At 48.9% G+C, this 13,626-nt stretch carries 8 protein-coding genes, 11 tRNA genes and 3 rRNA genes; 19 read left to right on the forward strand and 3 right to left on the reverse strand.

Annotation, left to right across the window (positions count from 1 at the left end; translation table 11 throughout):
* Positions 1 to 8: 8 nt before the first annotated feature.
* Together MKX80_RS04755 and nikC are read left to right on the forward strand one after the other, a co-directional pair.
* A complete protein-coding gene (locus MKX80_RS04755; protein WP_154996931.1) occupies positions 9 to 1,010 on the forward strand; it encodes an ABC transporter permease in 1,002 nt (333 codons plus the stop codon).
* Positions 1,011 to 1,022: 12 nt separating this feature from the next.
* Positions 1,023 to 1,913 (forward strand): nickel transporter permease, encoded by an 891-nt coding sequence (gene nikC, locus MKX80_RS04760; RefSeq protein ID WP_154996933.1) that lies wholly within the window; start codon positions 1,023 to 1,025, stop codon positions 1,911 to 1,913.
* Between the two features lie 29 nt (positions 1,914 to 1,942).
* On the opposite strand, the gene MKX80_RS04765 is transcribed toward nikC, so the two are convergent.
* Positions 1,943 to 3,013, reverse strand: coding sequence for an aromatic acid exporter family protein (locus MKX80_RS04765; protein ID WP_154996935.1), 1,071 nt, complete (start codon positions 3,011 to 3,013; stop codon positions 1,943 to 1,945).
* A gap of 253 nt (positions 3,014 to 3,266) precedes the next feature.
* Complete coding sequence (locus tag MKX80_RS04770; protein WP_154996937.1) at positions 3,267 to 4,565, reverse strand: glutamate-1-semialdehyde 2,1-aminomutase; 1,299 nt, start codon at positions 4,563 to 4,565, stop codon at positions 3,267 to 3,269.
* Between the two features lie 155 nt (positions 4,566 to 4,720).
* On the opposite strand from MKX80_RS04770, the gene bcp reads away from it, so the two are divergent.
* Entirely contained in the window at positions 4,721 to 5,194 is a 474-nt protein-coding gene (gene bcp / locus MKX80_RS04775; protein ID WP_268342531.1) for a thioredoxin-dependent thiol peroxidase, read from the forward strand.
* Positions 5,195 to 5,406: 212 nt separating this feature from the next.
* On the forward strand, positions 5,407 to 5,844 hold the full coding sequence (gene perR / locus MKX80_RS04780; protein WP_003179961.1) for a peroxide-responsive transcriptional repressor PerR: 438 nt from the start codon (positions 5,407 to 5,409) through the stop codon (positions 5,842 to 5,844).
* A gap of 48 nt (positions 5,845 to 5,892) precedes the next feature.
* Here the strand turns inward: perR and MKX80_RS04785 are convergent, their stop codons facing one another.
* Positions 5,893 to 6,240, reverse strand: a complete 348-nt coding sequence (locus MKX80_RS04785; protein ID WP_076789318.1) for a YgzB family protein — start codon at positions 6,238 to 6,240, stop codon at positions 5,893 to 5,895.
* 217 nt (positions 6,241 to 6,457) lie between these two features.
* Here MKX80_RS04785 and MKX80_RS04790 point away from each other — a divergent pair, with 217 nt between their 5' ends.
* The 15 genes from MKX80_RS04790 to MKX80_RS04860 all read left to right on the forward strand — a co-directional run bounded on the left by MKX80_RS04790 (position 6,458) and on the right by MKX80_RS04860 (position 13,619).
* Complete coding sequence (locus MKX80_RS04790; RefSeq protein WP_145653007.1) at positions 6,458 to 7,342, forward strand: nucleotidyltransferase-like protein; 885 nt, start codon at positions 6,458 to 6,460, stop codon at positions 7,340 to 7,342.
* Between the two features lie 225 nt (positions 7,343 to 7,567).
* A 16S ribosomal RNA gene (locus MKX80_RS04795) occupies positions 7,568 to 9,117 on the forward strand.
* Positions 9,118 to 9,353: 236 nt separating this feature from the next.
* Positions 9,354 to 12,283: ribosomal RNA gene (locus MKX80_RS04800) — 23S ribosomal RNA — on the forward strand.
* Positions 12,284 to 12,392: 109 nt separating this feature from the next.
* Positions 12,393 to 12,508 (forward strand): 5S ribosomal RNA (gene rrf, locus MKX80_RS04805).
* The 16S, 23S and 5S rRNA genes sit together here with 11 tRNA genes alongside, the layout of an rRNA operon.
* A gap of 9 nt (positions 12,509 to 12,517) precedes the next feature.
* Positions 12,518 to 12,592, forward strand: a tRNA-Asn gene (locus MKX80_RS04810).
* A gap of 6 nt (positions 12,593 to 12,598) precedes the next feature.
* Positions 12,599 to 12,690, forward strand: a tRNA-Ser gene (locus MKX80_RS04815).
* A 14-nt stretch (positions 12,691 to 12,704) separates the two neighbouring features.
* Positions 12,705 to 12,779, forward strand: a tRNA-Glu gene (locus tag MKX80_RS04820).
* A 117-nt stretch (positions 12,780 to 12,896) separates the two neighbouring features.
* A tRNA-Val gene (locus MKX80_RS04825) sits at positions 12,897 to 12,972 on the forward strand.
* A 21-nt stretch (positions 12,973 to 12,993) separates the two neighbouring features.
* Positions 12,994 to 13,070, forward strand: a tRNA-Met gene (locus MKX80_RS04830).
* A 44-nt stretch (positions 13,071 to 13,114) separates the two neighbouring features.
* A tRNA-Asp gene (locus tag MKX80_RS04835) sits at positions 13,115 to 13,191 on the forward strand.
* 10 nt (positions 13,192 to 13,201) lie between these two features.
* Positions 13,202 to 13,277: transfer RNA gene (locus MKX80_RS04840), tRNA-Phe, on the forward strand.
* Positions 13,278 to 13,280: 3 nt separating this feature from the next.
* A tRNA-Thr gene (locus MKX80_RS04845) sits at positions 13,281 to 13,353 on the forward strand.
* Between the two features lie 7 nt (positions 13,354 to 13,360).
* Positions 13,361 to 13,445, forward strand: a tRNA-Tyr gene (locus MKX80_RS04850).
* 7 nt (positions 13,446 to 13,452) lie between these two features.
* Positions 13,453 to 13,526, forward strand: a tRNA-Trp gene (locus tag MKX80_RS04855).
* A gap of 20 nt (positions 13,527 to 13,546) precedes the next feature.
* Positions 13,547 to 13,619: transfer RNA gene (locus MKX80_RS04860), tRNA-His, on the forward strand.
* The last annotated feature ends 7 nt before the right edge of the window (positions 13,620 to 13,626 follow it).

A 13,626-nucleotide genomic window follows, 5' to 3' on the forward strand; every position in this document is an offset into this window, starting at 1 on the left:
GACAGCCATTGCTTGCGTACTGTTTAAAACGGACGGCCATGCTGATCCCCGTTCTCATCGGCATGACACTGGTCGTTTTTTCGATCATCCGCTTTATTCCCGGCAACCCCGCCCAGGTTATTCTCGGTCAGAGGGCGACAAAGGAAGCGGTGCAGCAGCTGACCGTCCAGCTCGGACTTGATCAGCCGTGGTATGTGCAATACGCCAGATATATCGGGGATTTGCTGAAGGGGGATCTCGGGACATCAATCCGCACGGGAGCGGCGATTACGCAAGAAATAAAGCCATATTTGTTCGCCACTCTCGAGCTCGCTTTTTTCGCTATGCTGATCGCAGTGTTTGTAGGCGTGAACGCCGGAATCATCAGCGCGTGGTTTAAGAACTCGGTATTCGACTATATCGCGATGCTGGTTGCTTTAATCGGCGTGTCGATGCCGATTTTTTGGCTCGGTTTGATGGGCCAGTGGTTTTTTTCGATCGAGCTCGGCTGGCTGCCGACAACGGGAAGGGAGAATGTCAGAAATCCGGTCGAAGCCATTACCTACATTCATACACTGGACACCCTTATGCACGGAAGATTTGATCAGTTTGGAGAGGTCATCCGCCACTTGATTCTGCCGGGAACCGCTCTTGCCACCATTCCCGCCGCGATCATTGCGAGAATTACAAGAGCCAGCATGATAGAGGTGCTGCAGTCCGATTATATCCGCACGGCAAAAGCAAAAGGCGTGCATATGTTTTTCGTCATCTATAAGCACGGTTTAAAAAATGCGTTCATTCCGGTGTTGACTGTCATCGGCCTGCAAACCGGACTGTTACTGGGCGGCGCAATTTTAACGGAGACGATTTTTGCCTGGCCCGGTATCGGCCGGTACATTTATGATGCGATCAGCTACCGCGACTACCCGGTTATCCAATCGGGCATCCTCGTGATCGCCTTCATCTTCGTCATGATTAACTTCATCGTTGATCTGCTGTACGCCGTCATCGATCCGAGAATTAAATATTAGGAGGCGGGAAATGTGGTTGTGCTTCAAAATGAACAGCAGAGGGAGGACGTGAAGGTGCGTTCGCCTTTGGCTGAACATATTCGGCGGTTCTTTGAGCATAAACTGGCGGCCGCCGGCACGATTTTAGTCGCGCTGTTTATCCTGCTGGCCATCTTCGCGCCGCTTATCGCACCCTACGGAATAAACGACCAGTCACTGTCAGACAGGCTTGCCGCTCCGTCTGCGGAACACCTTTTTGGAACAGATGACTTTGGCAGGGATATTTTTTCAAGGGTGCTGTACGGTGCGAGGCTGTCTTTATGGGTCGGCTTTTTCTCCTGTCTGGCATCGGCCTTGGTGGGGACGCTGTTAGGGCTGATCGCCGGTTTTTACGGCAGATGGGCTGATGCATTGATTTCACGGCTGTTTGATATCATGCTCGCGTTTCCCAGCATTCTGCTGGCGATCGCCATTGTTGCGATTCTCGGGCCTTCCCTTGAAAATGCCCTGATTGCCATCGCCATCATCAACGTTCCGACGTTTGGCAGGCTCGTTCGTTCAAAAGTGCTCAGCATCAGGCAGGAGGAGTATATCTTATCAGCGCGAGCTGTCGGGATGTCCAATATGAGGATGATGTTTAAACACATTCTTCCCAATAGCATGGCACCGGTAATCGTTCAAGCGACACTGAATATTGGAACGGCGATTATAGAAGCGGCGGCGCTCGGATTTTTAGGGTTGGGGGCTCAGGCGCCGAACCCCGAGTGGGGAAAAATGCTTGCAGATGCCAGGCCTTATTTGGCGCAGGCCCCATGGACATTATTTTTTCCGGGATTTGCGATCATGCTGACTGTCCTCGGCTTTAATCTGATGGGAGACGGCCTGCGCGACACCCTTGATCCGAAAATGAAGGAAGGAAAATAAAAAACCGGTTAACATATTCGTTAACCGGTTTACTCTTCCTCAACCTCAAGTTCGCTGTCTTCTTTGTGGTACGTCTGAAAGCTTGAGAGCAAGGTTTCCAAATGCTCAAGCTGTTCTCGGTATTCTACAGTGCTCGCCATAATGGTCAGCATATTGTAGTCCAACAGTTCTTCTTTTAATTTGTCCTGGTTTTTCAGGAATGATTCGGTCAAGTGCTGTTTGTAAACGTCTCCTTCTTCGTGAAGATCGACGTGATCCTGCGTTTTGATCCTGCCGACGAATCTCATTAAAATTCGCTCATGCCAATGGAGAAGATAATCAAGCTCTTCGACCAGCGTTTCTTGAAATTCTTCAGGCATGTGATAAAACTCGTTTTCAAGCCGGTGCAGCTTTTTCAGAGCATCAAGCGCACGGTTGGATGCAATGATCGCCTGTCTGAACAGTACGAGCTTTCGCTGTTTTACATATGTGGACCGTTTTAAATAGCTTCTTTCTTCTTTGTAAAGCAAGTAAAGGTGGTCGACCTTCATCATTTTTTCTTTTAGTTTTTCAATGTCTTCTTTCAGCATGGAATGTTCCGTTGTCTTTCGCGTCAACAATCTGATCCATTTAATGACTTCATCTGTGTTTTCAACAATATGGCTGACGAGCTTCGTTTCATATTTAGGCGGCAGAAAAACCAGGTTGACCAAGAACGCAGACAATACGCCTAAAATAACCGTTCCGGTTCTCACCAAGGCAAACCATAAAAAGTTGTCGCCGGAGCTCTCCAATATCGCAATAACGGTGACAAGAGCGATCGAAATTGTATTCTCGATCTTCAGCTTCAAGTTGATCGTAATGACGATTACCGCTGTCAATCCGATGATGATCGGACTGGGTTCAAAAATAAGTCCAAAAATAATGGCTGTGGCAGCTCCGATAATGTTCGCCTGCACTTGATCGACAATCGTCAAAAATGAACGATAGATCGAAGGCTGTATCGCGAAGATAGCTGCGATTCCCGCGAAGACAGGAGTCGGAAGGCCGAGCCAAGACGCTAGGTAAAGCGCAAGCGTAATGGCAATGCCTGTTTTGAAAATACGGGCACCAAGTTTCATTAGGCTGTACTTGCATCCCTTTCTATAATAAAATTCGTTCCTTACAGAAAATGAATTGTATTGAACATTCCCTCTCTGTTAATTTGCCAAACAATAAAGTAATATACAGCGATCTTCCGAAATATTCAACCCATTTTTAAGAAAAAACAAATCATTGACAAAAAAGAAAAACAAGCCGGCGGAAAGTGCCTGTTCCCCGTGTTTCCAAAGTGCTCCGCATTTGATAAAAAAGAGAGCGGGACCCGCTCTCTTTTTACATGCGCTGTTTCAATTGTTTAAATGAGTCATCCACGGCATTAAGCGTGGCTTTAATGTCCTCTTCTGTGTGCGCGGTGGTGATAAACCATGCTTCATATTTTGAAGGCGCAAGATTGATTCCGCGCTCAAGCATCAGTTTGAAAAAGGCCGCGAACATTTCTCCGTCCGTATTTTCGGCTTGCTCATAGTTTTCGACTTTTTCGTTCGTGAAGTATACGGTGAGCGCGCCTTTAAGACGGTTGACAGTGATATTGATGCCATGGGTTTCGGCATGCCCCAGGATGCCTTCTTCAAGCATGGCGCCGAGGCGGTCAAGTTTTTCGTATGTGCCTTTTTCTTTCAGCACTTCAAGGCAGGCGATGCCTGAGAGGATGGAAGCCGGATTCCCCGCCATCGTACCCGCTTGATAAGCAGGTCCGAGCGGTGCGACTTGTTCCATAATCTCTTTTTTGCCTCCGTAGGCGCCGATCGGCAGGCCGCCGCCGATGATTTTGCCGAGCGCCGTCAAATCAGGTTTGACGCCAAGAAGATCCTGGGCGCCGCCGTACATAAAGCGGAAAGCGGTAATGACTTCATCGTAGATGACAAGCGCTCCTGCGTTATGTGTCAGTTCATTGACCTGTTCGAGAAATCCGCTTTTCGGTTCAACGATCCCGAAGTTTCCGACAATCGGTTCAACGAGAACTGCCGCAATATCGTCCCCCCATTTATCGAGCGCTTCTTTGTAGCTGTCGATATCATTGAAAGGAACGGTAATCACCTCGTTTGCGATGCTTTTTGGAACACCGGCGGAATCAGGTGTGCCGAGCGTTGACGGTCCTGAACCAGCCGCCACCAGCACAAGATCGGAATGGCCGTGGTAGCAGCCAGCGAACTTGATGATTTTCGTTCTGCCTGTATAGGCCCGGGCGACGCGAATCGTCGTCATCACGGCTTCCGTTCCCGAATTGACGAATCTGACTTTATCCAGGGCAGGAATCGCTTCCTTAAGCATCTTGGCAAATGTCACTTCATGCTTTGTCGGCGTACCGTAAAGCACCCCGTTCTCAGCAGCTGTTTGAATGGCTTTCGTGATATGCGGGTGGGCGTGACCCGTAATAATAGGTCCGTATGCGGCAAGGTAGTCTATGTATTTGTTGCCGTCCACATCCCAAAAATAAGCGCCGCTTCCCCTTTCCATCGCGACTGGAGAACCTCCTCCAACAGCTTTGTAAGACCTTGAGGGGCTGTTGACGCCTCCGACTATATGTTGAAGAGCTTCTTCATGAAGCTTTTCAGATTGAGTATGCTGCATAATATCCTCCTCATTTCTGCACCTTTTATCTATTTCTATATTGTAACACGAGGCGGACAGAGCGCAAAAAAGAAGCCGCCGAACATTTGAACAAGAGGGCGCTGTTTTTTATAATGGGGGAAAGCAAGCGATTAAACATAACAGGAGGCAAAACAATGACTGTTGAAATTGGACAAAAGGTGCCTGATATTGAACTGCTGGGCGATCACGGAGAAAAAGTAAAGCTGTCGGATTTTGAAGGAAAGTGTGTCGTGCTCTATTTTTACCCGAAAGATATGACGCCGGGGTGCACAACGGAAGCGTGCGATTTCAGAGATCGCCATGAAAGCTTTGCTGAACTTGATGCCGTCATCATCGGAGTCAGCCCTGACGATCAGGCAAGACATGAAAAATTCAAGCAAAAACACGATCTGCCGTTTCTGCTGCTCGTCGATGATGAACACAAGCTCGCTGAAAGCTTTGACGTATGGAAGCTGAAGAAGAATTTCGGCAAGGAATACATGGGTGTCGAACGGTCGACATTCCTGATTGATAAAGAAGGCCGTCTTGTGAAAGAGTGGCGGAAAGTAAAGGTAAAAGACCATGTCGCAGAAGCGCTTCAAGCAGTAAAAGAAATCGCGGAAGCATAAAGCTCTGGGGGGAGGCCGGACTGTATTTTAGTTTGGTCTCTTTTTACGCCCATATTCGTCTGTCTGATCGGCCATGCTGATCATAGCGGCCTTTTTCGCCTTGAAAATAGCTTTTTCACAGGGATTGGAATTGACAAAGATTCTGATCAGGAGTTACACTAATTATAAACGTTATAATGTAAGAATTTTTTTTAGAAGAGAGGTGCATGACGATGGCAGAACATAACCTGAAAGAAGCGTTGGAAGCGTTGAAGGAAACCGGGGTGCGAATTACTCCTCAACGTCATGCCATTCTGGAATTTCTCGTGAATTCTATGTCTCATCCAACTGCAGATGATATATATAAAGCTCTGGAAGGGAAATTTCCAAACATGAGCGTAGCAACGGTCTACAACAATTTGCGGGTTTTTAAGGAATCAGGGCTCGTTAAGGAATTAACGTACGGAGATTCCTCCAGCCGGTTTGACTTCGTGACTTCCGAGCATTATCACGCAATTTGCGAACGCTGTGGGAAAATCGTCGACTTTCATTATCCCGGCCTCGACGAAGTGGAGCAGCTGGCTTCACATGTGACAGGATTCAAAGTCAGTCACCATAGACTGGAGATATACGGTTTATGTCAGGAATGCGACAAAAAAGAAAGCCATTAAAAAGAGCTGGCCGCTTTTTTAACGGTCAGCTTATTTTTGTTGCAGCATTTACTGAGACTTTCTATTATACGATTCGTTAAACTCTTTTCCTTCGAGGTTTTTGTCCAGTGTCAGAGGCTCCCTGCAATGCATGCACATATCAACCCGGCCTAAAATCTTGGTCGGTTTTTCACAGTTTGGACAGATAACTTGAACCGCTTTCGTTGAAAGCATGCCGATCCAAAAATAAACCGCTGTACTCAACAAGATAGACAATACCCCCAAGATCATAAACACCGACATCAAGAGGATCGAGGACCTAAAAAAGATCCCGACATACATAATAATGAAGCCTATAAATACAAGGCTCAACGCAAACGTTCTGATTTTGTTGATTTTACTAGAGTATTTGGCCATATCCATCCCCCTGTCTCTAATATAGCATATCAAAGATGTGTTATTCTTTAATTAAAACGAATCAATTGGAAAATTTCTATAGAGAGTTTTGGGGAAATTGATTATAATAATTCAATGTGTTTTCAAAATAAAGGAGTTTTTATTGGCTCGTAGAAATAGGTAGAAACAAGAGAGAAGCTTTTAAGCAACGTATTTACATCGTATTGGAGGAATGGTGATGGAAAATCTTCTCCGTCCGATTTACCAAGAAAGAGCAAGCCGCCCTGACACACTCGCTGTCATGCTGATTGAGAGGAGAAATCAAACCTCATCTGCCACAGATAATTTTGATGCGGCATTGTTGATAATTGTTAATAAGGCTGAAGACCCTGTATTTGTGAAGCATTATGAGTTCGACGGAAAAACGGCTTCTCTTCATATTATTTCTGTTGAACAGCTTCAGGAATGGATTTTGCTCGGAACAAATAGAAGAATCATAGACTGGGTCCTCAACGGAAAGGTGCTTTTCGACCGAAACGAATTTATCGCCAAACTGATTGAGCAGCTCAATACGTTTCCGTTTTCAGAAAGAAAACTAAAAATTGGACTTGAATACGGGAAATTAATCAGAAGATATATAGAAGGAAAATCGTTTTTTGAAGATGGTCAATTTTTGGACGCCTACAATTCCATCGTACACGCCCTCCATCATTTGGCCAGAATCGAAGTGATCGATAAAGGTTTTCACCCTGAAGTTACGGTATGGAACCAAGTCCGCCACATGGAACCTCAGGTATATAAATTGTATAAGGAATTAATTGAGAGCAATGAAAGCTTGCAAAAACGACTGGAGTTATTATTCCTCGCAAGTGATTTTCTCATTCATTCAAAAGCCGAAATCGGGGCCGCCCATATTCTCAATGTCATGGATGAAAAAGCGGTTTGGCAATTTGCCGATCTTCTCAAGCATCCGGATCTCAAGTATTTCACGGCAGATCTGGGAGTCATACTGGAGTTCTTGGCTGAAAAGGATTTAGTCGGAGTAAAGCCGATTGAGACAAAGGGCCAAAAGATTTTTCATCGAGGATATTTTATTAAAAAAAGTGTTGACACTAATTTATAACGGTGATATATTATTAAGCGTCGCTGTTAGCGGAACGTTTTTTGAACTGAAAGCAGCAGCGACGAAAAAACAAAAAACATTTGACAATCCTTTTTGAAAATGTTATACTAATAAAGTCGCTTCGGACAGGAGCGGAAATGATCTTTGAAAACTAAACAAGACAAAACGCACCTGTTAATTCATTAAATAAATCGCACATTTGAGTGTGCGTAGTCATTATCAAACTTCATGGAGAGTTTGATCCTGGCTCAGGACGAACGCTGGCGGCGTGCCTAATACATGCAAGTCGAGCGGACAGATGGGAGCTTGCTCCCTGATGTTAGCGGCGGACGGGTGAGTAACACGTGGGTAACCTGCCTGTAAGACTGGGATAACTCCGGGAAACCGGGGCTAATACCGGATGCTTGATTGAACCGCATGGTTCAATTATAAAAGGTGGCTTTTAGCTACCACTTACAGATGGACCCGCGGCGCATTAGCTAGTTGGTGAGGTAACGGCTCACCAAGGCAACGATGCGTAGCCGACCTGAGAGGGTGATCGGCCACACTGGGACTGAGACACGGCCCAGACTCCTACGGGAGGCAGCAGTAGGGAATCTTCCGCAATGGACGAAAGTCTGACGGAGCAACGCCGCGTGAGTGATGAAGGTTTTCGGATCGTAAAACTCTGTTGTTAGGGAAGAACAAGTACCGTTCGAATAGGGCGGTACCTTGACGGTACCTAACCAGAAAGCCACGGCTAACTACGTGCCAGCAGCCGCGGTAATACGTAGGTGGCAAGCGTTGTCCGGAATTATTGGGCGTAAAGCGCGCGCAGGCGGTTTCTTAAGTCTGATGTGAAAGCCCCCGGCTCAACCGGGGAGGGTCATTGGAAACTGGGGAACTTGAGTGCAGAAGAGGAGAGTGGAATTCCACGTGTAGCGGTGAAATGCGTAGAGATGTGGAGGAACACCAGTGGCGAAGGCGACTCTCTGGTCTGTAACTGACGCTGAGGCGCGAAAGCGTGGGGAGCGAACAGGATTAGATACCCTGGTAGTCCACGCCGTAAACGATGAGTGCTAAGTGTTAGAGGGTTTCCGCCCTTTAGTGCTGCAGCAAACGCATTAAGCACTCCGCCTGGGGAGTACGGTCGCAAGACTGAAACTCAAAGGAATTGACGGGGGCCCGCACAAGCGGTGGAGCATGTGGTTTAATTCGAAGCAACGCGAAGAACCTTACCAGGTCTTGACATCCTCTGACAACCCTAGAGATAGGGCTTCCCCTTCGGGGGCAGAGTGACAGGTGGTGCATGGTTGTCGTCAGCTCGTGTCGTGAGATGTTGGGTTAAGTCCCGCAACGAGCGCAACCCTTGATCTTAGTTGCCAGCATTCAGTTGGGCACTCTAAGGTGACTGCCGGTGACAAACCGGAGGAAGGTGGGGATGACGTCAAATCATCATGCCCCTTATGACCTGGGCTACACACGTGCTACAATGGGCAGAACAAAGGGCAGCGAAGCCGCGAGGCTAAGCCAATCCCACAAATCTGTTCTCAGTTCGGATCGCAGTCTGCAACTCGACTGCGTGAAGCTGGAATCGCTAGTAATCGCGGATCAGCATGCCGCGGTGAATACGTTCCCGGGCCTTGTACACACCGCCCGTCACACCACGAGAGTTTGTAACACCCGAAGTCGGTGAGGTAACCTTTTGGAGCCAGCCGCCGAAGGTGGGACAGATGATTGGGGTGAAGTCGTAACAAGGTAGCCGTATCGGAAGGTGCGGCTGGATCACCTCCTTTCTAAGGATATTATACGGAATATAAGACCTTGCGGTCTTATAGACAGGTGCGTTTAGATCTTGTTTAGTTTTGAAGGATCATTCCTTCAGACATAGGAGCACCTGCTAAATGCGCCACATCCTGTGGCAACGCAAGTGTTAGCATGTCCTATGCGTTGTTCTTTGAAAACTAGATAACGAAAGTAGACATTCACATTCAATTGTAATGCAAGATATCACGTAGTGATTCTTTTTAACGGTTAAGTTAGAAAGGGCGCACGGTGGATGCCTTGGCACTAGGAGCCGATGAAGGACGGGACGAACACCGATATGCTTCGGGGAGCTGTAAGCAAGCTTTGATCCGGAGATTTCCGAATGGGGAAACCCACTGCTCGTAATGGAGCAGTATCCATATCTGAATTCATAGGATATGAGAAGGCAGACCCGGGGAACTGAAACATCTAAGTACCCGGAGGAAGAGAAAGCAAATGCGATTCCCTGAGTAGCGGCGAGCGAAACGGGATTAGCCCAAACCAAGAGGCTTGCCTCTTGGGGTTGTAGGACACTCTGTACGGAGTTACAAAAGAACGAGGTAGATGAAGAGGTCTGGAAAGGCCCGCCATAGGAGGTAACAGCCCTGTAGTCAAAACTTCGTTCTCTCCTGAGTGGATCCTGAGTACGGCGGAACACGTGAAATTCCGTCGGAATCCGGGAGGACCATCTCCCAAGGCTAAATACTCCCTAGTGACCGATAGTGAACCAGTACCGTGAGGGAAAGGTGAAAAGCACCCCGGAAGGGGAGTGAAAGAGATCCTGAAACCGTGTGCCTACAAGTAGTCAGAGCCCGTTAACGGGTGATGGCGTGCCTTTTGTAGAATGAACCGGCGAGTTACGATCCCGTGCAAGGTTAAGTTTGAAAAGACGGAGCCGCAGCGAAAGCGAGTCTGAATAGGGCGCATGAGTACGTGGTCGTAGACCCGAAACCAGGTGATCTACCCATGTCCAGGGTGAAGTTCAGGTAACACTGAATGGAGGCCCGAACCCACGCACGTTGAAAAGTGCGGGGATGAGGTGTGGGTAGGGGTGAAATGCCAATCGAACCTGGAGATAGCTGGTTCTCTCCGAAATAGCTTTAGGGCTAGCCTCAAGGTAAGAGTCTTGGAGGTAGAGCACTGATTGGACTAGGGGCCCCTACCGGGTTACCGAATTCAGTCAAACTCCGAATGCCAAAGACTTATCCTTGGGAGTCAGACTGCGAGTGATAAGATCCGTAGTCGAAAGGGAAACAGCCCAGACCGCCAGCTAAGGTCCCAAAGTATACGTTAAGTGGAAAAGGATGTGGAGTTGCTTAGACAACCAGGATGTTGGCTTAGAAGCAGCCACCATTTAAAGAGTGCGTAATAGCTCACTGGTCGAGTGACTCTGCGCCGAAAATGTACCGGGGCTAAACGTATCACCGAAGCTGCGGACTGTTCTTACGAACAGTGGTAGGAGAGCGTTCTAAGGGCTGTGAAGCGAGACCGGAAGGACTCGTGGAGCGCTTAGAAGTGAGAATGCCGGTATGAGTAGCGAAAGAGGGGTGAGAATCCCCTCCACCGAATGCCTAAGGTTTCCTGAGGAAGGCTCGTCCGCTCAGGGTTAGTCGGGACCTAAGCCGAGGCCGAAAGGCGTAGGCGATGGACAACAGGTTGATATTCCTGTACCACCTCCTCACCATTTGAGCAATGGGGGGACGCAGGAGGATAGGGTAAGCGCGGTATTGGATATCCGCGTCCAAGCAGTTAGGCTGGGAAATAGGTAAATCCGTTTCCCATAAGGCTGAGCTGTGATGGCGAGCGAAATATAGTAGCGAAGTTCCTGATTCCACACTGCCAAGAAAAGCCTCTAGCGAGGTGAGAGGTGCCCGTACCGCAAACCGACACAGGTAGGCGAGGAGAGAATCCTAAGGTGATCGAGAGAACTCTCGTTAAGGAACTCGGCAAAATGACCCCGTAACTTCGGGAGAAGGGGTGCTCTGTTAGGGTGCAAGCCCGAGAGAGCCGCAGTGAATAGGCCCAGGCGACTGTTTAGCAAAAACACAGGTCTCTGCGAAGCCGTAAGGCGAAGTATAGGGGCTGACGCCTGCCCGGTGCTGGAAGGTTAAGAGGAGCGCTTAGCGTATGCGAAGGTGCGAATTGAAGCCCCAGTAAACGGCGGCCGTAACTATAACGGTCCTAAGGTAGCGAAATTCCTTGTCGGGTAAGTTCCGACCCGCACGAAAGGCGCAACGATCTGGGCACTGTCTCAACGAGAGACTCGGTGAAATTATAGTACCTGTGAAGATGCAGGTTACCCGCGACAGGACGGAAAGACCCCGTGGAGCTTTACTGCAGCCTGATATTGAATGTTGGTACAGCTTGTACAGGATAGGTAGGAGCCTTGGAAACCGGAGCGCCAGCTTCGGTGGAGGCATCGGTGGGATACTACCCTGGCTGTATTGACCTTCTAACCCGCTGCCCTTATCGGGCAGGGAGACAGTGTCAGGTGGGCAGTTTGACTGGGGCGGTCGCCTCCTAAAAGGTAACGGAGGCGCCCAAAGGTTCCCTCAGAATGGTTGGAAATCATTCGCAGAGTGTAAAGGCACAAGGGAGCTTGACTGCGAGACCTACAAGTCGAGCAGGGACGAAAGTCGGGCTTAGTGATCCGGTGGTTCCGCATGGAAGGGCCATCGCTCAACGGATAAAAGCTACCCCGGGGATAACAGGCTTATCTCCCCCAAGAGTCCACATCGACGGGGAGGTTTGGCACCTCGATGTCGGCTCATCGCATCCTGGGGCTGTAGTCGGTCCCAAGGGTTGGGCTGTTCGCCCATTAAAGCGGTACGCGAGCTGGGTTCAGAACGTCGTGAGACAGTTCGGTCCCTATCCGTCGCGGGCGCAGGAAATTTGAGAGGAGCTGTCCTTAGTACGAGAGGACCGGGATGGACGCACCGCTGGTGTACCAGTTGTTCTGCCAAGGGCATCGCTGGGTAGCTATGTGCGGACGGGATAAGTGCTGAAAGCATCTAAGCATGAAGCCCCCCTCAAGATGAGATTTCCCATTCCGCAAGGAAGTAAGATCCCTGAAAGATGATCAGGTTGATAGGTCTGAGGTGGAAGTGTGGCGACACATGGAGCTGACAGATACTAATCGATCGAGGACTTAACCTAAATGTTTGTGAATCGTCTGACCGTTATCTAGTTTTGAGAGAATAATTTCTCGAAAAATGCACTTGCATTTTTTCAAATACATAGTATAATGATCTTTGTCACTAAATTGTCTGGTGATGATGGCGAAGAGGTCACACCCGTTCCCATGCCGAACACGGAAGTTAAGCTCTTCAGCGCCGATGGTAGTTGGGGGCTTCCCCCTGCGAGAGTAGGACATCGCCAGGCAGGCATTATTCCGCAGTAGCTCAGTGGTAGAGCTATCGGCTGTTAACCGATCGGTCGCAGGTTCGAATCCTGCCTGCGGAGCCATTTATTGGAGAGCTGTCCGAGTGGTCGAAGGAGCACGATTGGAAATCGTGTAGGCGGCCAACGCCGTCTCAAGGGTTCGAATCCCTTGCTCTCCGCCACTTTAAATACATCTGGCCCGTTGGTCAAGTGGTTAAGACACCGCCCTTTCACGGCGGTAACACGGGTTCGAATCCCGTACGGGTCACCATTCTTTTTTGGACAGCACGCTAAAAAGCATCAGGTTTACACCGAAGCTTTTTAAAGGAAGGCATGCTAAGATCGCAACGTCCTGTTGCAACGCATGCACTTGTACGTCCTGTACTGCGGAGGATTAGCTCAGCTGGGAGAGCATCTGCCTTACAAGCAGAGGGTCGGCGGTTCGATCCCGTCATCCTCCACCATTTCTATGAAAATCATATTATCGCGGGGTGGAGCAGTTCGGTAGCTCGTCGGGCTCATAACCCGAAGGTCGCAGGTTCAAATCCTGCCCCCGCAACCAATTTACTTATTAAATGAGGAGTGCACGAAGGGTGCAGCCATAATGGTCCGGTAGTTCAGTTGGTTAGAATGCCTGCCTGTCACGCAGGAGGTCGCGGGTTCGAGTCCCGTCCGGACCGCCATTTAAATAAAGGCTCGGTAGCTCAGTTGGTAGAGCAACGGACTGAAAATCCGTGTGTCGGCGGTTCGATTCCGTCCCGAGCCACCATTTGCCGGTCTAGCTCAATTGGTAGAGCAACTGACTTGTAATCAGTAGGTTGGGGGTTCAAGTCCTCTGGCCGGCACTGTTTTGGAGGGGTAGCGAAGTGGCTAAACGCGGCGGACTGTAAATCCGCTCCCTCAGGGTTCGGCGGTTCGAATCCGTCCCCCTCCACCATGTTTTTAGGGGCATAGTTTAACGGTAGAACAGAGGTCTCCAAAACCTCCGGTGTGGGTTCGATTCCTACTGCCCCTGCCAATTTTAATTCACAATTTATGGCGGTTGTGGCGAAGTGGTTAACGCACCAGATTGTGGCTCTGGCACTCGTGGGTTCGATTCCCATCAATCGCCCTTCATA

The sequence above is a fragment of the Bacillus sp. FSL K6-0972 genome (genome assembly GCF_037976035.1).
GTDB classification, from domain to species: Bacteria; Bacillota; Bacilli; order Bacillales; family Bacillaceae; genus Bacillus; species Bacillus haynesii.